General features: G+C 72.6%; 23 protein-coding genes. 4 read left to right on the forward strand and 19 right to left on the reverse strand.

The features are described 5' to 3' along the window. Positions 1-46 precede the first annotated feature (46 nt). Positions 47-1,210 carry a pyridoxal phosphate-dependent aminotransferase gene (locus tag ACERM0_RS00610; protein WP_373676944.1) on the forward strand — a complete coding sequence of 388 codons (1,164 nt, stop codon included), beginning with the start codon at positions 47-49 and terminating at the stop codon, positions 1,208-1,210. A 17-nt stretch (positions 1,211-1,227) separates the two neighbouring features. Here the strand turns inward: ACERM0_RS00610 and ACERM0_RS00615 are convergent, their stop codons facing one another. The 10 genes from ACERM0_RS00615 to aat form a co-directional block, all read right to left on the reverse strand. Beyond that, on the reverse strand, positions 1,228-1,449 hold the full coding sequence (locus tag ACERM0_RS00615; protein WP_373676550.1) for a hypothetical protein: 222 nt from the start codon (positions 1,447-1,449) through the stop codon (positions 1,228-1,230). After that, positions 1,446-2,693, reverse strand: coding sequence for an ABC transporter permease (locus tag ACERM0_RS00620; protein ID WP_373676551.1), 1,248 nt, complete (start codon positions 2,691-2,693; stop codon positions 1,446-1,448). The genes ACERM0_RS00615 and ACERM0_RS00620 overlap by 4 nt, the downstream gene beginning before the upstream one ends. After that, positions 2,690-4,000 (reverse strand): ABC transporter permease, encoded by a 1,311-nt coding sequence (locus tag ACERM0_RS00625; protein WP_373676552.1) that lies wholly within the window; start codon positions 3,998-4,000, stop codon positions 2,690-2,692. Before ACERM0_RS00625 ends, ACERM0_RS00620 begins: the two co-directional genes overlap by 4 nt. Before the next feature lie 3 nt (positions 4,001-4,003). After that, on the reverse strand, positions 4,004-5,530 hold the full coding sequence (locus ACERM0_RS00630; RefSeq protein ID WP_373676553.1) for an ABC transporter ATP-binding protein: 1,527 nt from the start codon (positions 5,528-5,530) through the stop codon (positions 4,004-4,006). Between the two features lie 139 nt (positions 5,531-5,669). After that, on the reverse strand, positions 5,670-6,794 hold the full coding sequence (locus ACERM0_RS00635; RefSeq protein ID WP_373676554.1) for a BMP family protein: 1,125 nt from the start codon (positions 6,792-6,794) through the stop codon (positions 5,670-5,672). Positions 6,795-6,996: 202 nt separating this feature from the next. Continuing rightward, positions 6,997-7,500, reverse strand: a complete 504-nt coding sequence (locus tag ACERM0_RS00640; RefSeq protein WP_373676555.1) for a hypothetical protein — start codon at positions 7,498-7,500, stop codon at positions 6,997-6,999. 69 nt (positions 7,501-7,569) lie between these two features. Further along, entirely contained in the window at positions 7,570-8,511 is a 942-nt protein-coding gene (locus ACERM0_RS00645) for a hypothetical protein (protein WP_373676556.1), read from the reverse strand. 138 nt (positions 8,512-8,649) lie between these two features. After that, on the reverse strand, positions 8,650-9,954 hold the full coding sequence (gene ahcY, locus ACERM0_RS00650) for an adenosylhomocysteinase (RefSeq protein ID WP_373676945.1): 1,305 nt from the start codon (positions 9,952-9,954) through the stop codon (positions 8,650-8,652). Positions 9,955-10,179: 225 nt separating this feature from the next. Further along, a complete protein-coding gene (egtD, locus tag ACERM0_RS00655; RefSeq protein ID WP_373676557.1) occupies positions 10,180-11,166 on the reverse strand; it encodes an L-histidine N(alpha)-methyltransferase in 987 nt (328 codons plus the stop codon). Next, complete coding sequence (aat, locus tag ACERM0_RS00660; RefSeq protein ID WP_373676558.1) at positions 11,163-11,981, reverse strand: leucyl/phenylalanyl-tRNA--protein transferase; 819 nt, start codon at positions 11,979-11,981, stop codon at positions 11,163-11,165. The genes egtD and aat overlap by 4 nt, the downstream gene beginning before the upstream one ends. Positions 11,982-12,091: 110 nt before the next feature. Here aat and ACERM0_RS00665 point away from each other — a divergent pair, with 110 nt between their 5' ends. The 3 genes from ACERM0_RS00665 to ACERM0_RS00675 all read left to right on the forward strand — a co-directional run bounded on the left by ACERM0_RS00665 (position 12,092) and on the right by ACERM0_RS00675 (position 15,127). Further along, positions 12,092-12,970, forward strand: coding sequence for a 5'-3' exonuclease H3TH domain-containing protein (locus ACERM0_RS00665; RefSeq protein WP_373676559.1), 879 nt, complete (start codon positions 12,092-12,094; stop codon positions 12,968-12,970). Beyond that, on the forward strand, positions 12,967-14,661 hold the full coding sequence (gene murJ, locus ACERM0_RS00670; RefSeq protein ID WP_373676560.1) for a murein biosynthesis integral membrane protein MurJ: 1,695 nt from the start codon (positions 12,967-12,969) through the stop codon (positions 14,659-14,661). The genes ACERM0_RS00665 and murJ overlap by 4 nt, the downstream gene beginning before the upstream one ends. A 73-nt stretch (positions 14,662-14,734) precedes the next feature. Further along, positions 14,735-15,127, forward strand: a complete 393-nt coding sequence (locus tag ACERM0_RS00675; protein ID WP_373676561.1) for a hypothetical protein — start codon at positions 14,735-14,737, stop codon at positions 15,125-15,127. Here ACERM0_RS00675 and ACERM0_RS00680 read toward each other — a convergent pair. The 9 genes from ACERM0_RS00680 to ACERM0_RS00720 form a co-directional block, all read right to left on the reverse strand. Then, a complete protein-coding gene (locus ACERM0_RS00680) occupies positions 15,103-15,627 on the reverse strand; it encodes a DUF2017 family protein (protein WP_373676562.1) in 525 nt (174 codons plus the stop codon). The two genes, ACERM0_RS00675 and ACERM0_RS00680, sit on opposite strands and share 25 nt — an antisense overlap. Next, positions 15,624-15,929: an ATP-dependent Clp protease adapter ClpS gene (gene clpS, locus ACERM0_RS00685; protein ID WP_373676563.1), complete on the reverse strand. Its 306-nt coding sequence runs from the start codon at positions 15,927-15,929 to the stop codon at positions 15,624-15,626. The genes ACERM0_RS00680 and clpS overlap by 4 nt, the downstream gene beginning before the upstream one ends. 126 nt (positions 15,930-16,055) lie before the next feature. Next, positions 16,056-16,364: a cold-shock protein gene (locus ACERM0_RS00690; RefSeq protein WP_373676564.1), complete on the reverse strand. Its 309-nt coding sequence runs from the start codon at positions 16,362-16,364 to the stop codon at positions 16,056-16,058. A 196-nt stretch (positions 16,365-16,560) separates the two neighbouring features. Beyond that, complete coding sequence (locus tag ACERM0_RS00695) at positions 16,561-16,851, reverse strand: hypothetical protein (protein ID WP_373676565.1); 291 nt, start codon at positions 16,849-16,851, stop codon at positions 16,561-16,563. A gap of 2 nt (positions 16,852-16,853) precedes the next feature. After that, positions 16,854-17,192 carry a hypothetical protein gene (locus ACERM0_RS00700; RefSeq protein WP_373676566.1) on the reverse strand — a complete coding sequence of 113 codons (339 nt, stop codon included), beginning with the start codon at positions 17,190-17,192 and terminating at the stop codon, positions 16,854-16,856. Position 17,193: 1 nt separating this feature from the next. Then, entirely contained in the window at positions 17,194-17,628 is a 435-nt protein-coding gene (locus ACERM0_RS00705) for an SRPBCC family protein (RefSeq protein WP_373676567.1), read from the reverse strand. Between the two features lie 60 nt (positions 17,629-17,688). Then, complete coding sequence (locus ACERM0_RS00710; protein WP_373676568.1) at positions 17,689-18,813, reverse strand: RecB family exonuclease; 1,125 nt, start codon at positions 18,811-18,813, stop codon at positions 17,689-17,691. Positions 18,814-18,928: 115 nt separating this feature from the next. After that, positions 18,929-19,702: an inositol monophosphatase gene (locus ACERM0_RS00715; RefSeq protein WP_373676569.1), complete on the reverse strand. Its 774-nt coding sequence runs from the start codon at positions 19,700-19,702 to the stop codon at positions 18,929-18,931. Continuing rightward, positions 19,699-20,166, reverse strand: coding sequence for a hypothetical protein (locus ACERM0_RS00720; RefSeq protein ID WP_373676570.1), 468 nt, complete (start codon positions 20,164-20,166; stop codon positions 19,699-19,701). The genes ACERM0_RS00715 and ACERM0_RS00720 overlap by 4 nt, the downstream gene beginning before the upstream one ends. Between the last annotated feature and the right edge of the window lie 134 nt (positions 20,167-20,300).

The following is a 20,300-nucleotide window of genomic DNA, read 5'->3' on the forward strand; positions in this document are numbered from 1 at the left end:
ACGACAAGCGAGATCACACGTGTCCCTCTCCCGCCGCATCCTCGAGATGGAGGAGTCCCCGACGCTCGCCGTCGACGCGAAGGCGAAGGCGCTGAAGGCCGCGGGCGAACCGGTGATCGGCTTCGGCGCAGGGGAGCCCGACTTCCCCACCCCCGACCACATCGTCGAGGCGGCCCAGCGCGCCGCCGCCGACCCCGCCACCCACCGCTACTCCCCCGCGGCCGGGCTGCCGGCCCTCCGCGAGGCCGTGGTCGACCGCACGCGGACCGACTCCGGGGTCGGCGTCGACCCGGCCCAGGTCACGGTCACCAACGGCGGCAAGCACGCGCTGTACAACGTGTTCATGGCGCTGGTCGACCCCGGCGACGAGGTGCTCGTCCCGGCCCCGTACTGGGTCAGCTACCCGGAGCAGATCAAGCTGGCCGGCGGCACCCCCGTGGCCGTGCCCACCACCAAGGACACCGGCTTCCGCGCCAGCGTCGAGGTGCTCGAGCGGCACCGCACCGAACGCACCAAGGCGCTGGTGTTCGTCTCGCCGTCCAACCCGACCGGCGCGATGTACCCGGCCGAGGAGGTCGAGGCGATCGGCCGCTGGGCGGTCCAGCACGGCATCTGGGTCGTCACCGACGAGATCTACCAGCACCTCGTGTACGGCGACGCGACGTTCGCGTCGCTGCCCGGGCTGGTCCCCGACGCGCTCGAGCGGACCGTCCTGGTCAACGGCGTCGCCAAGACCTACGCCATGACCGGCTGGCGGGTCGGCTGGTCGATCGCGCCCCCGGAACTGGCCAAGGGCATCAACAAGCTGCAGAGCCAGGTGACCTCCAACGTCGCCAACGTCGCCCAGCACGCCGCGATCGCGGCCCTGACCGGACCGCAGGAGCCCGTCGCCCACATGCGCGAGGCGTTCGACCGGCGCCGGCGACTGGCCGTGGAACGGCTGGCCGCCATCCCGGGCGTCGAGGTGGTCGAACCCGAGGGCGCCTTCTACGTGTTCCCGTCCTTCGAGGGCGTGCTCGGCCGCGAGCTGGCCGGACGCCGCCTCGACACCACCCTCGAGCTGGCCGAGGTGCTGCTCGAGCAGGCCAAGGTCGCGTTGGTCCCGGGCGAGGCGTTCGGCGCGCCCGGCTACGCCCGGCTGTCGTACGCGCTGGGCGACGACGACCTGGCCGAGGGCATCGACCGCATCGCGAAACTGCTGGCCGGCTGAGCCGGTCAGCGTCCGCGTCACGGCGCCGGTGGGGATTCCTCCCCGCCGGCGTCGTCTTGGTGGTCGTCGCCGGCGCTGCTGGCGATGCGCCGCACCAGCGGCCAGGCCAGCACGCCGGCGAGCCAGGCCGTGACGGTCGGGCTGCCCTGGCGGCGCAGCATGACCGCCGTGCGGATCCCCATCCCGACGTACAGCAGCAGCGCCAGGACCAGGAACGCGACCAGCCAGTTGCTGGTCATTCCTTCTCGTAGGGCTGGCCGTCGGCGGCCGGCGCCCGCAGCCGCCCGATCAGGCCGGCCACCACGAAGATCGTGACGATGTAGGGAATGGTCAGCAGCAGCGACGAGGGCACCCCGGTGTCCAGTAGCTGCAGCGCGGACGCGAGGGCGGTCGCGAATCCGAACAGCAGTGCGGCGCCGAACGCGCCGACCGGGCTGTAGCGCCCGACCAGCATGGCGGCCAGGGCGATGAAGCCGCGCCCGCCGGTCATCTCGCGGCTGAAGGAGCCGACCGAGTCGAGGGTGAACCAGGCCCCACCCATGCCGGCCACCACGCCGCCCAGCAGCACGGCCTTCCAGCGGGTCGCGATCACCGGGATGCCGACCGTGTCGGCCGCCCGCGGCTTCTCGCCCACCGACCGCAGGCGCAGTCCCCACCGGGTGCGGAACAGCGCGTGGTGCAGCCAGCCGACGGCGATCAGCATCGCGAACGTCAGCGGTGTGGCCACGAACAGCAACGGTCCGATGACCGGGATGTCGGACAGGATCGGGATCGCCCACGTCCCGAACCGTGGCGGCCGGTTGAGCCCGGCGGAGCCGGCCAGCACCTGCGAGGTGAGGAACGACGTCAGGCCGGTCGCGAACACGATCAGGACCACGCCGGTGACGATCTGGTCGGCCTTGAAGGTGATCGACAGGCCGGCCAGCATGGCCGCGACGAGCACGCCGGCGGCGATGCCCCCCAGCAGGCCGAACCAAGAGTTGGCCGTGACGCTTCCCACGACCGCGCCGGTGAAGGCGGCGGCGAGGAACTGGCCCTCGATCGCGATGTTGATCACCCCGGCGCGTTCGCACAGCACGCCCGCGAGGGCGCCGAAGGCGATCGGCGTGGCCGCGAACAGCGTGGAACGCAGCAGGCCGATCATGGACAGCGACTGCTCGGCCGCCGCCCAGGTCAGGAACGCGAGCACGAACAGCAGCGTCGCCCCGCCCAGCGCGAGGACGGCGCGCTCCCCGAAGCCCTTGACGACCTGGTAGAGCGCGACGGCGACGACGACCACGCCGAGCACGACGACGGTCGGCAGGACCATGACCTGGATCGGCGGGACGCCGCGGGTCGGGTCCATGATGAAGCGAGCCGTGGTGCCGCCCGAGCCGGGCGCGAAGACGCCCAGCATGACCGCCCCGAGCAGGAGCGAGAACAGGCCGAAGCGCTGGTTGCGGCGACGGAGCGCCGACTCGCTGCGAACGGTGACGGCGCTCACGAGCCCCACCCCTTGGCGATCTGGCCGGTGCCGGTGTCTGCGGTCTTGATGCGGTAGATGGCGCGCACGAGACCCGGGGCGGCGATGAACACGATGATCAGGGCCTGGATGACGACCACCAGGTCGAGCGACGTGCCGGTCGTGGCCTGCATGGTGCGCCCGCCCGCGCGCAGGGCGCCGAACAGCAGCCCGGCCGCGACCGTGCCGCCGACGCCGCCGCGGCCGAGCAGGGCCACGGTGATGCCGTCGAAGCCGAGACCGGCGGAGAAGCCCGGCGTGATGCGGTGGTGGATGCCGAGGATCTCGGCCGCGCCGCCCGTCCCGGCCAGGGCCCCGCCCAGCGCCATCGCCAGGATGACGACCCGGCCGGGGTTCATGCCGGCCGAGGTGGCGGCGTGCGGGTTCTGACCGACGGCGTTGATCTCGAAGCCGCGGGTCGAGCGCTCCAGGAACCAGAACATCGCGATCGCGACGACGATCGCGAGCACCAGCCCCCAGTTGACGCGCTGACCGTCGATGAACGGCAGGCGCGGCAGCCGGGCCGGCTCCTCGACCGACCGCGAGATCGGGTCGGTGCGGTCGGGGCGGCGGAACAGCGCCGTCGTGAGCAGGAAGTTGGTGCCGAGGATGGCGACGTTGTTGAGCATGATGGTCGTGATGACCTCGTGCGCCCCGGTGCGGGCCTTGAGGACCCCCGGCAGCCACCCGTAGAGGAACCCGCCGACGACCCCGCCGAGCACCGCCAGCGGCAGGTGGATCGGCAGCGGCAGGCCGGTCAGCGCGAACCCGACCAGCGCGGCGGTCAGACCACCGGCGATCAGCTGGCCCTCCGCACCGATGTTGAACAGCCCGGCGCGCAACGGGATGGCCACGGCCAGGCCGGTCAGGATCAGCGGGGTGGCCGCGACCAGCGTCTCCGACACCTGCCCGACCCCGCCCAGCGAGCCTCGCAGCAACGCGCCGTAGGCGCTGCCGACCGCGTCCCAGGCGGCTGCCAGCGTGTCGGTGGGCCGCGCGGCGAAGTAGCCCATGGCGTCGCGCGTGGCGTCGTCGGAGAGGACGATGACCACCGCGCCGACCACCAGGGCGCTGAAGATCGCCAACAGCGTGGTGATGACGCTGGTGCCGGTGACGGCCTTCACCAGCCGCTGCGACACCGAGGCGTCCAACGTCGCGGATGCCGCCATCCGCTCGCGTTCCGCCACCGCCTCGAGCTCTGCCTGCTCGGCCTCGCGCTCGGCCTCGGCGACGGCCGTGTGGTCGGGTTCGCCCGTCGGCGGCCCGGAGCGCTCGTCGTGGTCGCTCACCGGTCAGGCTCCCTTCTGCAGGGCTTCGTCGGGCGAGGCACCGGCCATCATCAGGCCGACCGCGTCCTTGGAGATCGGCGTCTCGAACGGACCGAGCAGCCGGCCGCGGAACATGACCGCGACCCGGTCGGCCAGGGCCAGCACCTCGTCGAGTTCGGAGGACACGACCACGACCGCCGCGCCCTCGTCGCGCTTGGTGACCAGCCGGGCGTGGATGTGCTCGATCGAGCCGACGTCGACACCACGGGTCGGCTGGGCGACGACGAGCAGGTCGATCTCGCGCTGGAACTCGCGGGCGACGACCACCTTCTGCTGGTTGCCGCCGGACAGCGAGCCGGCCGTGGTGTGGATGGAAGGGGTGCGCACGTCGAAGTCCGCGACCTGCTTGCGGGCGTGTTCCTCGATGACCCCGAAGTCGAGGGCGCCGCGGCGGGCGAACGGCGCCGCGTCCCACAGGTCGAGGATCAGGTTCTCCGCGATGGAGAAGCCCGACACCAGCCCTTCGCGGTTGCGGTCCTCGGGCACGTGCCCGACGCCGGCGCGCAGGACCTCCTTGCGCGTCAGGCCGGCGATCGACCGGCCGCCGACGTTGACCTCGCCCTCGAAGTCGGGTTCCAGGCCGGTGATCGCCCGCACCAGCGGGGTCTGACCGTTGCCCTCGACGCCGGCGATGGCGAGGATCTCGCCGCGGCGGACCTCGAAGCCGACGCGGTCGACGATCGGCGCGTCGGTGAGGTCGCGCACCACCAGGTCGCGGACCTCCAGCACCGCGTCGCCGGGCCGGGCGGGCGGCCGGTCGACGGTGAGGTCGACGGGACGGCCCACCATCAGATCGGCCAACTCCTGCTCGCTGGACGTGCGGGGGTCGGCGGTCCCCACGATCCGCCCCCGGCGCAGGACGCTGACGCGGTCGACCAGCTGGCGGTGCTCGCGCAGCTTGTGGGAGATGAAGATGGCCGAGCGCCCCTCGCCGACGAACCGGCGGACGGCCTCGAACAGGTCGTCGGCCTCCTGCGGGGTGAGCACGGCGGTCGGCTCGTCGAGGATCAGCAGCCGCGCGTCGCGGTAGAGCGCCTTCAGGATCTCGACCCGCTGCTGCAGACCGACCGGCAGGTCCTCGACGACCGCGTCGGGATCGACCGGCAGCCCGGAGGCCTCGGCCAGCTCACGGACGGCGTCGCTGGCGGCCGCGCGGTCCAGTCGGCCCAGACCGCGCGTCCGTTCGACACCCAGCGTGATGTTCTCCGCGACGGTGAAGACCGGCACCAGCATGAAGTGCTGGTGGACCATGCCGATGCCGGCCGCGATCGCGTCCCCGGGATCGTCGAAGGCGACCGGCTGCCCGTCGACCACGATCTCGCCCTCGTCGGCCGAGTACAGGCCGTAGAGGATGTTCATCAGGGTGGACTTGCCGGCGCCGTTCTCGCCGAGCAGGCCGTGGATCTCGCCCGGCTCGACGGTCAGGTCGACGTGGTCGTTGGCGACGACGCCGGGGAAACGCTTGGTGATGCCACGCAGCTCGAGGCGCACGTCCCTCGTCCCTTTGCTCGACACGTCACGGCGCCAGGGCGCGGGATTCCCTGGCCAGAGGACGGGGAGGGTGCCACATCGGCACCCTCCCCGTCCTTCACGGCTCCTCGGAGCCGTCGTACGGTGCTGCTGGTCGACCTCAGCCCTGCGGCGTGGTCTCCAGCTCGCCGGCGATGATCTGCTGGCGCAGCTCGTCGAGCTCCTGCTGCAGACCCTCGGGCAGGTCGTCCTCGAAGTCGTGGAACGGGGCCAGCGCGACGCCCTCGTTCTCCAGGGTGCCGACGTAGTCACCGCCCTCGAAGGTCCCGTTGACCGCCGCTTCGATGGCGTCGAACACGGCCACGTCCATCTGCTTCATGACGGACGTGAACATGATGTCACCGAAGTCGGTCGACTCGTAGCCGTCCGTGTCGACCCAGATCAGCGAGCCCTCGCCGCGGTCCTGGATGGCCGCGGCGCTGCCGCCGCCGACGGGGCCGGCGACCGGCATGATGATGTCGGCGCCGTTGTCCATCAGGGTCTCGGTGACGCTGCGGCCGAGGTCCAGCGACGTGAAGTCGTTGGTGAACTGGCCGTCCGAGCCGTCCCAGCCGAGGACCTGGACGTCCTCGCCCTTCTCCTCGTTGTAGTGCTCCACGCCGGCCAGGAACCCGTCCATGAAGATGGTCACGGTCGGGATGTTCAGGCCGCCGTACGTGCCGACGGTGCCCGTCTCCGTGTACGCGGCGGCGGCATAACCGGCCAGGAACGCGGCCTCGGAGGTGTTGAAGGTCAGGCCGAGCACGTTGTCCACGCCCCACTCGTTGGGGTAGTCGACGATCGCGAACAGCTGGTCCTCGTTGGCCTCGGCGGCCTCACCGGTCACCTCGGCGAGCAGGAAGCCGACCGGGATGATGATGTCGCAGTCCTGCTGGATGAAGGCCTGCATGTTGGGCTGGAAGTCGGTTTCCGACTGCGACTCGAGGTAGTCGACCTGCACCCCGAGCTCTTCCTCGGCGCGCAGCAGCCCGTTGTAGGCGGTCTCGTTGAACGAGCCGTCGTCCACGCCGCCCTGGTCGGTGATCATGCAGGCGCGGAAGTCGGTGGCCTCGGCGGGAGCTTCCTCGCCGTCGGTCTCCTCGGTCTCGCCGCCGGTCGCCTCACCGTCGGTCTCGGCGGGCTGGTCGGTGGCCTCCGGGGTCTCCTCGGGGGCCTCGCCGCACGCCGTGAGCGCGAGCGCCCCGGCCACGGCAGCCGCGAGTGCGCGGCGGGTGGTCTTCCTCATGAAGGGTCCTGTCCTTCCCAGCCGGTGCGCGCGGTGCGAACCAGCGTCCCTGGGATGTACGCGGGGGGCGTCGCGTCGGCGTGGCCGGCCGGCCCGAGGCCGGGCCCGGCGCACGACGACACCGCGACCGCCTACCCGCAGCGTACTACCCGCCTCGTAGGGAGTGCGTCACCTTCGCGTCACCGAGCGGCGACCGCGCCGGTCACACGAAGTAGCGGATCTGGCCGTCCGAGGCCTGCACCACCGCGTGGACGGCCTCGTGCAGCCGCGCGTGCAGGGCGCGGAACGCCGCGGTCTCCGCGTCCTCGCCCTCGCCGGCCGGGTCCTCCTGGTGCGCAGGCTGCTCCTCCGGCGTGGTGGTCAGCTCCTCGAGGGCCGCGTCCCAGTCGGCGAGGCGGGCACGACGCTCGAGGTGCAGCGACGGCGCGTGCAGCAGGGCCCGGTCGAGGTCCTGGACGATGCTGACGACCACGTCGGTGCTGGTGCGTACCCCGGGTTGTGACAGCAGCCGCAGCGCCTGCAGCTTGCGCATCGCCATGGCGGCGACCATCACCGGCTCCGACAGCTCGGTCACGGCCGCGTCCACGTCCTGCAGCGACAGGCTCACACGGTCGGGGACGTCGAACCAGTCGCGCAGCGTGTCGAAGAGCACGGCGGTGACGTCGTGCAGCGCCAGCAGCTCGTCGGGCTTGTCCAGCGGTTCCATCAGCTCCTCCGGTCACACGCCACGCGCGCGACCGTGCAGCCTAATCCCACCGGCGGCCGCCGGACCGGCTCAGGGCTCCGGATTGCGCGGGCAGTCGACCCGTGCGGAGGCGTCCGAGAGCTCGGCCATGGCCTCGGCGCTCAGCGGCTGCTCCACCGCGTCGAGGACGTCGCGGTCGACGCACACGACGGTGCTGCTGCGGGCGCGGGCCTGGGCGCCCGGGGCGGTCGTGACGAAGCGGTCGGTGGTCACCAGCACGGTCGGGCTGGCCTGCGACAGCAGCTTGAGCACCAGCGGGCGGACCTCGGCGTCGAAGGTCTCGGCCTGCACCGCGCGCAGGTCGAAACGGGCCTGGGCGGCGGGATCGGCCTGGCCGAGTGCGCGCAGCTGGGTGTAGCCGTCCAACAGCCGCTCGCGGCCACGCAGCACCTGCTCGAGCCCGCGCTCGGCGGCGCCGCGCAACTCGTCACCGCCGGTGGAGACGCCGTCGGCGTCCTTGGTGTCAGACGGGAACTCGAGGTCGTGGACCTCCCAGTCCGCCAGGGGTCCCAGCCCGCTCCACACGTCCAGCCAGCCGCGCGCGACCAGCGCCACGGCCTCGGCGGCCGGGCCGTCGGCCTCGTCGGCCGCGACGAACAGGCGGCGCAGCTCGGGTTCGAGGGTGTCCAGGCGGGCGCGGGTGGTGCCGACGTCGCCCTCCAGCCGGCCCCAGGTCGACGTCGGGTCGATCTCCACGCCCGTCGGCGGCGGCGCGTCCGGCAGGCTGTCCTCGAGCACGTCGAGCGCCGCCAGCAGCGAGGCAGGATCACGCAGTGGTGCCTCGGCGCCCGGGTCGGCGGCGTCCGCGCCGTCGTCGGTCGGATCGGTCGCCTCGTCCGACCCGCTGGTCGCCTCCTGGCCGGCGGCCTGGGCGGCATCGAGTTCGGCGCTGGCGACACCGCCACCGGTCATCACGACCGCGAGCAGCACGCCGACGCCGAGCAGTGCGAGGACTGAGCTGAGGGCCTTCACCGACGGACTCCTGGGACGACGCTGGCCGGACCCCGCAGGCGTTGGCGCACGCGGGGCCCGGCCAGTTCATCGGCAGGGAGGGGGCCGGACCTAAGGGCTTGGTCGCGGCGCGCCCGGTCGGCCGCTCGGGGCGGCGGCTCAGTAGCGGTAGGTGTCGTCCTTGAACGGGCCCTCGACCTCGACGCCGAGGTAGTCGGCCTGCTCGGAGCTGAGCGTGGTCAGGTGCGCGCCGATCTTCTCCAGGTGCAGGCGCGCCACCTCCTCGTCGAGCCGCTTGGGCAGCACGTAGACCTCGTGCTTGTAGGTCTCGTGGTTGCGCCACAGTTCGATCTGCGCGAGCACCTGGTTGGTGAACGACGTCGACATCACGAACGAGCTGTGCCCGGTGGCGTTGCCGAGGTTCACCAGCCGGCCCTCGGACAGCAGGATGACGCTGCGGCCGTTGGGCAGGTGGACGAGATCGACCTGCGGCTTGATGTTGGTCCACTCGTACTCGCGCAGCGCGGCCGTCTCGATCTCCGTGTCGAAGTGGCCGATGTTGCACAGGATCGCGTGGTCCTTCATCTGCAGGACGTGCTCGCGCGTCACGATGCTCATGTTGCCGGTGGCGGTGACGACGATGTCGGCCTGCTCGATCACGTCCTCCATCCGCACGACCCGGTAGCCCTCCATGGCGGCCTGCAGGGCGTTGATGGGATCGATCTCGGTCACGTAGACGGTCGCGCCGAGCCCGTCGAGCGCCTGCGCGCAGCCCTTGCCGACGTCGCCGTAGCCGGCCACGACCGCGACCTTGCCGGCGATCATGACGTCGGTGCCGCGTTTGAGGCCGTCGATCAGCGACTCGCGGCAGCCGTAGAGATTGTCGAACTTCGACTTGGTGACCGAGTCGTTGACGTTCAGGGCCGGCATCTGCAGCAGCCCCTGCTTCTGCAGCCGGCGCAGGGCCTTGATGCCGGTGGTGGTCTCCTCGGACACCCCGACGATGTCGCCGAGCAGCTCGGGGCGGTGGTCGTGGACGTAGGCGGTCAGGTCACCGCCGTCGTCGAGCAGCAACGTCGGGCCCGACCCGTCGGGCCACGCCAGGGTCTGCTCGATGCACCACCAGTACTCCTCCTCCGTCTCGCCCTTCCAGGCGAAGACCGGGGTGCCGGCAGCGGCGACGGCCGCGGCGGCCTCGTCCTGGGTGGAGAAGATGTTGCACGACGCCCAGCGCACGTCGGCACCGAGGGCCTGCAGCGTCTCGATCAGCACGGCGGTCTGCACGGTCATGTGCAGGCAGCCGGCGATGCGGGCGCCAGCCAGCGGCTGCTCGTCGGCGTAGCGCTCGCGCAGGGCCATCAGACCGGGCATCTCGTACTCGGCCAGGCCGATCTCCTTGCGGCCCCACTCGGCCAGTTCGAGGTCGCGGACCTCGAAGTCACGGTCCGGGTAGCGACGGTCGATCGCGGCGCTGGTGGGGGCGGACGGGGTGGGTTGTGACTCGGACACGACGGCGAACTCCTGGAAGGTCGGGCCGCGCGGAAGGGCGGCGAGATGGCGTGGACGCGGCCTGGCGTCGCACGCGCGAACGATCGCGTTGACGCGGGAGGGAGGGCCGGACTCGACCGCCTCGTCAGTCGCGAGTGTGCCGCACGGAGGTGGCCGCGCGCCACCGCCGGGCACGCCCCGTCAGCGCGGGGCGGCCAGGACCAGCGCGAAGTCGCCGTCGGCGTCGGTGAGCCAGCGCTGCACCTCGAAGCCGGCGGCCGTGAGCTCCGCGCTCAGCCCGTCGCGCCGGAACTTGCTGGACAACTCGGTGCGCAGGCCCTCACCGGCGGCGAAGGTCCACCGCTGGCCGTCGGCCGGCAGGGCGATGACGGTGTCGCGGCGCGCGACCAGCCACATCTCGATGCGGTCCTGCTCGGCGTTCCAGCACGGGGCGTGCGCGAAGTCGTCCGGGTCCACCTCGGCGTCCAGCTCGCGGCGCACCACCTCGAGGACGTTGCGGTTGAACGCGGCCGTGACCCCGGCCGGGTCGTCGTAGGCGGCCAACAGCCGGTCGGTGTCCTTCACCAGGTCGGCGCCCAGCAGCAGGCGGTCGTCGGGGTCGCAGGCGGCCCGCATGGCCGCGAGCAGGGTGGGCCGCTGGTCCGGGTCGAGGTTGCCGATCGTCGAGCCGAGGAAGGCCAGCAGCCGCCGGCCCCGGCGCGGCAGCGCGGCCAGGTCGGCCTCGAAGTCGCCGACGTAGCCGCGCACCTCGAGCCAGGGGTAGTCGGCCTGCAGTGCCTCGGCCGCGCCGTCCACGGCCGTCTCCGACACGTCCAGCGGCACGTACGTCGGGCCCGGCCGGTGCCGGTGCATCGCCGCCAGCAGCAGGCGGGTCTTGGTCGACGAGCCGCTGCCGAGCTCGACCAGCTCGTCGGCGTCCGCGGCCGCGGCCAGGGCGTCCGCATGTGCCTGCAGGATGGCCGTCTCCGCACGGGTCGGGTAGTACTCCGGCAGCTGGGTGATCTGCTCGAACAGCGCGGAACCCCGTCCGTCGTAGAACCACTTCGACGGCAGCTGCGGCGGCGTGTCGGCCAGGCCCCGCACGACGTCGTCCAGCAGCTGCGCGCGGCGGTCCGCCGGCGGGGACACGCGCTGTACCTGCGGCTGCGAGGCGGCACCCCGGCTCATGCGACCTCGGGCAGGTCGGCGAGCCGCGACACCGGTAGCTCCGCCGTCGTGAGGCGTACCTCGTCGTCGCCGACGTCGCGCAGGCAGGTCAGGAACCGGTCACGGGCCACGTCACGGGCTCCGAGAGAGGCCAGGTGCGGGGTGGTCAGCTGCACGTCCAGCAGCACGCCGCCCGCCGAGCGCAGCCGGTGCACCAGGTCCAGCAGCGCGATCTTGGAGGCGTCGGTGGCGCGGTGGAACATCGACTCGCCGGTGAACACCCCGCCGATCTGCACGCCGTAGACGCCGCCAACGAGCCGTCCGGCGTTCCAGACCTCGAGGCTGTGGGCCCAGCCGAGCTCGTGGAGCCGGCCGTAGGCACGCGCCATCGTCGTGGTGATCCAGGTGCCCGCCTCACCGCGGCCCTGGGCGCAGGCCGCGACGACGGCCGCGAAGGACGCGTCGACGGTGGTCGTCCACCCGCAACGGCGCACGCGCCGCAACAGCGAGCGGCTGACGTGGAAGTCGGTCAGGGGCAGCACGCCTCGCGGGTCCGGCGAGAACCACGGCAGCGGCACGCCGGGGTGCGGCCACGGGAAGATCCCGCGTCGGTAGGCGTCCACCAGCGTGCCTGGGGCCAGGTCCGCGCCGACCCCGACGACGCCGTCCTCGTCCGCCTCGCCGGGGTCGGGCAGGACCCATGCCGAGGGCGGCACCGGCTGTGGTGGGCGCGCGAGGCCCGGCTCCGCGGGCGTGGCCGGGCGGCGTCCGAGCCACCGTCGCTCGGCCGGTCGGTCGCCCGTCTGCGCTCCCGCCACGTCCACCGCCCTGTCCACCCCGTCGATCGGACGCTACCAGGGGCCCGTGACCGGCGGGGTGGCCGGGTGGGTCGGCGGCGGTGGCTCGGCCGACTACCGTTCGCGCCCCTGCGCGAGAGGACCTCAGGTTGCGGCTGCACCTCGTCGACGGCACCTACGAGCTGTTCCGTGCCCACTTCTCGAAGCGGCCCGACCGCACCGACCGTGACGGCAACGACGTCAAGGCGACCGTCGGGCTCGTGAACGGCCTGCTGCAACTGCTCGAGGACGACGAGGAGCAGGTCACGCACGTCGCGGTGGCGTTCGACAACCCGATCGAGAGCTGGCGCAACGAGCGCTTCCCCGCCTACAAGGACAGCACCGGCGTCGACCCCGCGCTGCTCGCGCAGTTCGACGCCGCCGAGGAGGCCGTGCGCTCGCTGGGCATGACCGTGTGGTCGATGCGCGAGTACGAGGCCGACGATGCGTTGGGCACGGCCGCCGTGCGCTTCGCCGACGAGGTCGAGCAGGTGCGCATCCTGACGCCCGACAAGGACCTCGGCCAGGTCGTCCGCGGGCAGCGCATCGTCCAGGTCGACCGGCTGCGGAGCAAGGTCTACGACGAGGACGGCGTCCGCGACCGGCTCGGGGTGCCCCCCGCCTCCGTCCCGGACCTGCTCGCCCTGGTCGGCGACACCGCCGACGGCATCCCGGGCCTGAAGGGGTTCGGCAAGGTCGGCGCCGCCGCCGTGCTGACCCGCTACGGGCACCTGGAGGACATCCCGACCGTCGGCGCCGCCTGGGAGGTGGACGTGCGCGGCGCGGCCCGGCTGGCCGCGACCCTGGTCGAACAGCGCGAGCAGGCGCTGCTGTACCGCGAGCTGGCGACCCTCGCGCTGAACCTGCCGCTTCCGGAGTCGCTGGAGCAACTGGCCTGGGCCGGCGCACGCCGCGAGGCGTGGCTGGCCTTCTGCGAGCGGGTCGGGTCCGAGTCGTTGCGCGAGCGTCCGGCGGCGTGGTCGGCGTGACCGAGCCATCCGAGCCCTTCGAGGACGAGGGGCCGCGTCCGCCCGACGACCTGCGCCGCAGCTCGGCGCTGGTCGGTGCCGGCATCTTCCTGTCGCGCATCGCCGGCCTCGTGCGCGAATCGGCGACCGCCGCCTTCCTCGGCACGGGCGTCGGCGCGGACGCGCTGCGCGCCGCCCTCAAGATCCCCAACCTGCTGCAGAACCTGCTGGGCGAGGGGGTGCTGTCGGCCTCGTTCATCCCGGCCTACGCGAAGCTGCTCGACGAGGGCAAGGAACGTGAGGCCGGCCGTCTGGCGGGTGCGGTCGCCGGTCTGCTGATGCTGGTCACGGGCGTGCTGGTCGTGATCGGCGTCGTCTTCGCCGAGCCGATCACGCGGCTGCTGGCGCCGGGGTGGCCGCCGGACAGCGACCGGTTCGCGCTGACCGTCACGCTGGCGCGGATCCTGACCCCAGGCGTCGGGTTCCTGGTGCTGTCGGCGTGGTGCCTTGGTGTCCTGAACTCGCACCGGCGGTTCTTCCTGTCCTACGTGGCGCCGGTCGCCTGGAACACCGCGATCATCGTGGTGCTCGTCGCCGCCGGTCTGCTGACCACCAATGAGCTGTCGATCGCGCAGGCCTTCGCCTGGGGTGCCCTCGTCGGCTCCTTGGCGCAGTTCGCGGTGCAGCTGCCCAGCGTGCTGCGCCTGGCCCGGCCCCTGCGCCTGTCGATCTCGTTCGCGATCCCCGGCGTGCCCGCGGTCGTGCGGCGCTTCGGTCAGGTGGTCGCCGGCCGTGGCGGCGTGCAGTTGGCCGCCTACGTCGACGTGGTGGTCGCCTCCCTGCTGGCGGCGGGCGCGATGTCCGCGCTCGGCTACGCGCAGATCCTCTACCTGCTGCCGATCAGCCTGTTCGGGATGGCGATCGCGGCGGCGGAGCTGCCGGCGCTGTCGACCCTCGACCACGGCGACCGGGACCGCGTCGTGGCGCGCATCGACACGGCACTGGGCCGGGTCGCGTTCTTCGTCGTGCCCAGCGCCATCGCGTTCGTCGTGGCCGGCGACGTGGTCGTGGCCACGATCTTCCAGCGGGGCAACTTCACCGCCGACGCCTCCGCCCAGGTCGGCTTCGTCCTGGCCGTCTACAGCCTCGGGATGCTGGCCAGCACGAGCTCGCGGCTGCTGCAGTCGTCGCTCTACGGGATCGGCGACACCCGCAGCCCGGCCATCTACGCCGTGCTGCGGGTCGTGCTCAGCCTGGTCGTCGGCATCAGCATCATGTTCCCGCTCGACGCGGTGCAGCTGACGACACAGGGCTTCGCCGTCGTCGGGGACGTGGCCTGGCAGATCGCACCCGAGAGCCTGCGCGCGAGCGACGTCAACCAGTACCGGCTGGGTGCCGCCGGCCTGGCCCTCGGCGCCTCGGTCGGTGCGTGGTTCGAGCTGGCCCTGCTGCGCACCCGCGTCCGGATCGTGTTCGGCCGCACGCGCCTGGGTGGGCCGAATGCGGCACGGATCGCGATCGGCGCGGCCTGTGCCGCCGGGGCCGCGTTGGGCGTCCGGTCCTGGCTCGCGGCCCTGGACCAGCACCCGACCGTCGAGGGAGCGCTCGGGCTGCTGCTCATCGGCCTGGCCTACCTGTTGCCGACCCGCCTGCTCAAGGTGCCCGAGGCCTGCGAGCTGACCGGGCGCCTGGAACGGCTCGTGCGACGCTGACCCGCCGCTAGGGTCGTCGCCGCGACGGCGGGGACGCGCGCCCGAGGACGGGCCGGGCCGGAAAGGATCGGACGTGCTCACCGTCTGGGACCTGTACCTCGACGCCCGTGACGCGGTCGTGCTGTTCGAGGCGGTCGTGACGCTGGAGCGCCACCGATGGGTCCGCGAGCCGCTGCCGCTGGAGGACGCTCAGGCGCTGCGCGACCGGCTGCAGGTCATCACCCGCATCGCCGGCGAGGACGCCGTGTACTGGGAGCGCGAGGCCGAGGACCGGCGCGAGGCCGCCGAGGTGGACGGCGGCCGCTGGGGCAGCGCGCAGGTGGCGGCGACCATGAGCGAGACGGCGCAGGCCCTGTCGGCCGGCTCTCGGGAGGTGCTGGTGGCCTGCCGGGCCGCCCTGCAGGACCTGTCCACGCGACTGGACGAACACGCCGCCCGTGGTCAGGGGCCCGGTTCGTCGCCGTAGTGGGCCACCGCCGACGGGTCCAGGATCGCCAGCAACTGTTCCTGCAGCCAGGCGAGGTGGTCCATGACGGCCAGGCGGTAGGCGACCGGGTCGTCGGGGTCGACGTCGTCGCGGTCGAGGTCCTCGATCCCGATGCGGGCCCCGATGGCCAGTCGCAGGTCGTTGAGGACGCCGAGGACGAGCGTGGCCTCCTCGGGCTGCAGACGCACGCGCAGCTGACCGCGGTGCTCGACACCACGGTCGAGCAGGGCCGTCAGCTCCTCGAGGCCGGTGAGGCGGCTGGCGAGCAGGTCGTCGTGCAGCAGCCCGCGCAGCTCCCGGTCGGCCTCCCGGTCCCCGGACACGGCCGTCGGGAACAGCCGCTGCACGACCGGGTCGTCGGGATCGCCGCCGAGCAGCGCCTCGCGCAGCGCGTCACGCATGGAGCGCAGCAGGTCGACCTCGACCGCTTCGAGCTGCATGCGGATGGCGTCGCCCTGACGACGGAAGGCGCGGGTCACGACGCGCGCTGGATGGTCGCCTGCAGGCCGTAGCCGTGCAGTTGCTGCACGTACAGCTCGGCCTGCTCACGCGGCTCGGAGGCGACCAGTGCCTTGCCCTGGTGATGGACCTCGAGCATCAGCTTGCGGGCCACCGCCTCGGAGTAGCCGAAGACGCGGCGGAACACGAAGACGACGTAGGACATCAGGTTGACCGGATCGTCCCAGACGATGACGTCCCAGGGCCGGTCGCGGTGCGTGACGTCCTCGACCTGCTCCTCACGTTCCTTGACCGGCGTCGCTGCCGGGCCGGCGAGCCGCACCCTCCACCTCCCGGAATCCTCGGCACGTTCCAGCCGGGTCACCGTACCCCGGGGACGGCGACGGCCGCCGCCGGATCTGCCGGCGACGGCCGCACTGCTCGTACGCACGAGGCGCGACGACGGTGCTCAGCGACGGCGACGGCGGGCCATGCGGCGCTGACGCTCGCGCTCCTCGAGCTCCTCCCACGACGGCGGCGGCGCCATCGTGCGGCCGACGGGGTTGTCGGCGGGCGCCTGCTTGGTGACGGTCACGCCGGTGGCCGCCCGGCGACCGCCCTCGGACTCGCCGATCTCGAACTCGACCTCGTCGCCGGAGCGCAGTGCCGCGCCGCCGTTGACCTGATCGCCGGCGACGTAGAACTCGTCGCCGTCGCTGGTGGTGACGAAGCCGAAGTTGCGGTCGGCGTTGAAGACCTTGACGCGTCCGGTGGGCATGGGCTTTGGCTACCTCGGTGGGAAGTGAAGTCGAACGAGGGTTCGGCGGGGGTCTGTCGACGGGGTCGCTGTCGACGTTGGTCACGCAGGACCGCACCGCGAACCGGCGGCGCATCCGGGCACCGCGAGTGGTGGAGCGTAGCGGCTCGACCCGACACACGCCCAGCGGCGGCCGCGGCCACGGTGCGGGGAGGGATCAGCCGTGCGCGGCGGCCCAGGCCCGGGCGGCGTCCTCGACCTCCTCGTAGGCGCCGACGCCGAGGGCCTCCATCGGGGTGCGGCCCTCGAGGCGCTTCTGCGGGTGGCCGAACCAGCGCGCCGCGGCCGGCTCGTCGACCCAGCCCTGCAGCACCCGCAGGACGTCCAGCGCGACCTCGACCGGGTGACGTTCGCGGTCGGGCTCGGCCTCGTGCAACCGGTCCACGGCCTCGTCACCCACGATGGCGCGCAGTTCGAGTTCGTCGTCGAGCGGGTCGTCGCGATACACGCTCAGCCCCTTCCGCGGCCCTGGCGCAGCTGCTCGTGCTGCTGCTCGCACTCCGCCACGAACTCCTCGGCCGCGGCCAAGCGGTCGGGCAGTCGCTCCTGCTCGTCCACGATCACGCCGATGCGGGCGCGCACCGCGTCGAGCAGCGGCTGATCGGTGTGGCGCAACCACCGGCGCAAGCGCGCGTCGACCGGGTCGGCCAGCGCCTCGCCCTCGCTGATGAAGCGGCGCAACCGCCGGACCTCGTCGCGCAGGTACTCCTCGTAGCGGCGCAGGGAATCGAGGTCCTCACGGGCGCGCAGGAGGGTGAAGTAGGCGGCCTCGACCTCGTTGCGTGGCACGTCAGTCCTGTGCCTCGGCGCGCTGCTTGAGCCCGCGCAGCCCCTGGTCGAGGATCGTCTTGGCCGCGCGCTTCTTCAGGAAGCCCGGCAAGGGCAGGTCGACGTCGGCCTCCAGGCGGTAGCGCACGTGGGTGCCGCCGTCGGTCTCCGCCAGGTCGTAGGCGCCGTCGAGCTGCGAGATGGTCTCGCCCTCGACCAGCGTCCAGCGGATGTCGTAGTCGTCGTACGTGTAGCGAAGGACGTAGGCGATCTCTGCCACGCGCGCGTCGACCCGGAAGCGGGCGGTCTCCGGATAGCCGTCACCGTCGGTGGTGAGGACCTCCGTCTCCAGCACGCCGTCCGCCCACTGCGGGTAGGTGGCGAGGTCCGTGATCGTGTTCCACACCGTGTCGATCGGTGCGGCGACGACCACCTCGTCGCTGACGCGCTCACCCATGCCGCTTCGCCTTCCGCTCGCCGGGACCGCCCGCGGGTGCGGGCGAGTGAACCGGCCAATCTAGCCGTGGACGGCCGGTCGGTCGCCGGGGGCGAACTCGTCCGGGGCGCCGGGGTCCGCCGGTTCCGGACCCGGCTCCTCCCCCGCCGACTCCGTCTCCGCGAGCTCCGCGGTGATCCGGGCGACGCCGGCCTCCAGCTCGCGCAGCGCCCGGACGTCACGCACGACCTGGCGGCGCAGGCGGCGCAGCTCGTCCACGGCCGGGCCCAGCAGCTGGTCCGGTTCGTTGCCTTCCCAGGCCGGGCACAGTGCCTTGAAGTCGCACCAGTCGCACAGCCGGTTGGGGGTCGGCTCGTAGCGTTCCTCGCGCACGGCACGGGCGGTGGCCAGCACGCGCTCGCGTGCCGCGTCCAGGTCCAGGTCCTCCAGCGGCACGGTCACGGTCACGCCCGCGACGACGAAGTCGAGGGACACCGTGGCCGGCAGCACGCCGAACAGGTGTCGGCACGCCAGCGCGTAGATGGCCAGCTGCAGCGAGTCGGCCACGCGCTCGCGGTTCTTCACCTTGCGGTTGGTCTTGTAGTCCACGACGTGGAAGCGGCCGTCGTCGTCGACGTCGACGCGGTCGATGGAGCCGACCACGGTGGCCTCGAACCCGATCGGCAACTCGAACCACGCCTCGGTCGCGGCCGGCAGCCGGTACACGGGGGCGGCGCGACGGTGGAAGCGGCGCAGCACGTCCTGCGCGTGGCGGTAGTAGGCCAGCTGCTCGCCGCGGTCGAGGTGCGAGAACCCGGTGCTGTCCCACCGCTCGTAGAGGAAGCCGAGCAGCTCGTCCTCGGTCGGGCAGGTCGGCAGCTTGCGGTCGTAGAAGTCCTCCAGCGCGGCGTGGATGGAGGTGCCGAACGACAGGTGCGGGCCGGGTTTGCCGGGCAGCTTGTCGACGTAGGCGTACCGGAAGCGTCGGGGGCAGTTCGCGTACGCGTCGACGCGGCTGAACGACAGCCGCACCCGACCCTCGTGGTCGATCAGCGGCGGCGAGTCCGGCTCCAGTTCCCCGAACGTGCCCGGCGGGGCGCCGTCCACGTCGAGCAGGCGCAGTGCACCCCCCGGCCCCTCGGGCACGGGCGGCTCCGCCCCGGGCTGGGGATCGGTCACGGACTCGTCCACGGTCGTCTCAGGCATCGTGACCGAGGGTAACCCTCCCCCGCGACACCCCCACGGATTTGCCCACACCGCGGGGCGCGACCGCGTGTCGCGTGGGCCCGCGGCGCGGAAACGGCGGCGCCTCGCGGCCGGATCAGCGGTGGGCGGCGAGCACGGTCAGCATCTCGTCGTGCAGGTGCCCGTTGGTGCTGAGCGCGCTGCCGCCGGCGGCCGTACGGGCGCCGAGCAGCGAGGTGAAGCGGCCGCCGGCGGCCTCGACCACCGCCTTGACGGCGACCAGGTCCCAGAGGTTGACCTCGGCCTCGATGGCGACGTCGGTGCTTCCCGAGGCGACCAGGCAGTGCTGCCAGAAGTCCCCGTAGCCGCGCTGGCGGGCGGTCCGTGAGGCGAGGTCGTCGACGAGGTCGCCGTAGCCCCGCTCGCGGAAGTAGGCCAGTCCCCCGAACGCGATCTCCGCGTCGGCGAGGTGCTGCACGTCGCTGACCTCGATGCGCGCCCCGTCGTGGGTGGCACCCTCCCCCACGACGCCTGCCCATCGCGAGCCCAGCGCCGGCGCGGTCACGACGCCCAGCACGTCGTCCTCGTCGACGCGCAGCCCGATCAGCGTGGCGAAGATCGGGTTGCCCTTGACGAAGTTGGTGGTGCCGTCGATCGGGTCCAGCACCCAGGTGGGTGCACCCTCCGGACCGTCGAGGCCGTCCTCCTCACCGAGGACGGCGTGGTCGGGGAACCGCGACCGGATCGCGGCCCGCAGGCGGCGTTCCACGTCCACGTCCACCTCGGTGACCCAGGTGCCGTCGGTCTTGGTCCGCGCGGCCTGGCGGCCGCCGAACGCGGAGCGGGTGCGGGCGTCGGCGAGGTCGGCCAGTTCCTGGGCGAAGGCGAGCTCGTCGGCGTACCGACTCACCAGTCGAAGGACATGTCGTCGAAGCGCAGGATGATGTCGTTGGGCTGCACGGTGAGGGTGACCTCTTCGCGCGGCACCCACAGCGGGATGCACGGGCCCTGGCCGGCGTGGCCCATCAGGCAGATCTGCAGCTGCCCCTCGGCGTCGAGGCCGATGATCTGGCGGGCGTAGCTCAGCAGCTCGTGGAACTCCGCCCCGCCGGCGCGGCGCTTCTGGAACGCCGTCGCCCAGCGCGACTCCGAGCGTCCGTAGTTGGCGATGACCTGCCCGGGCGACAGCTTGGTGATGCCGTTGAGCGAGCGCACGACCTTGAGCGGCTTGTCCGCCTTGGGGGCCTTGCCCACACGGACGGCAGCATCGGGCGACGCCAGCCGGCCCGGCAGGTCCTCGAGCTCGAAGTTGCCGGCCGCCTGGGCGGCCTTCTGCCGCTCGACGGGAACCTGGACCTCGATCTTGGTGGCCACTTGACTTGCCTCTCGACCTACGCACGCGACGGGTGACCGCCCAGCGTAGCTGCCGCCCCGCCGGGGCGGCGTGGACACCAGGGTCCCGGGACGGACGGGACGCGCGAGGGCCGGCGACGATGGCGCCGGCCCCC

The organism is Egicoccus sp. AB-alg2 (assembly GCF_041821065.1).
Taxonomy (GTDB): domain Bacteria; phylum Actinomycetota; class Nitriliruptoria; order Nitriliruptorales; family Nitriliruptoraceae; genus Egicoccus.

What these genes read in the sequence shown, in the direction of transcription:
- ACERM0_RS00610 (WP_373676944.1), top strand. Translation starts at nt 47, where the DNA reads ATGGAGGAGTCCCCGACGCTCGCCGTCGACGCGAAGGCGAAGGCGCTG.
- ACERM0_RS00640 (WP_373676555.1), bottom strand. Translation starts at nt 7,500, where the DNA reads ATGGAACCGCTGGACAAGCCCGACGAGCTGCTGGCGCTGCACGACGTC.
- ACERM0_RS00705 (WP_373676567.1), bottom strand. Translation starts at nt 17,628, where the DNA reads ATGGGTGAGCGCGTCAGCGACGAGGTGGTCGTCGCCGCACCGATCGAC.
- ACERM0_RS00690 (WP_373676564.1), bottom strand. Translation starts at nt 16,364, where the DNA reads ATGCCCACCGGACGCGTCAAGGTCTTCAACGCCGACCGCAACTTCGGC.
- egtD (WP_373676557.1), bottom strand. Translation starts at nt 11,166, where the DNA reads ATGAGCCGGGGTGCCGCCTCGCAGCCGCAGGTACAGCGCGTGTCCCCG.
- ACERM0_RS00615 (WP_373676550.1), bottom strand. Translation starts at nt 1,449, where the DNA reads ATGACCAGCAACTGGCTGGTCGCGTTCCTGGTCCTGGCGCTGCTGCTG.
- ACERM0_RS00635 (WP_373676554.1), bottom strand. Translation starts at nt 6,794, where the DNA reads ATGAGGAAGACCACCCGCCGCGCACTCGCGGCTGCCGTGGCCGGGGCG.
- ACERM0_RS00710 (WP_373676568.1), bottom strand. Translation starts at nt 18,813, where the DNA reads ATGCCTGAGACGACCGTGGACGAGTCCGTGACCGATCCCCAGCCCGGG.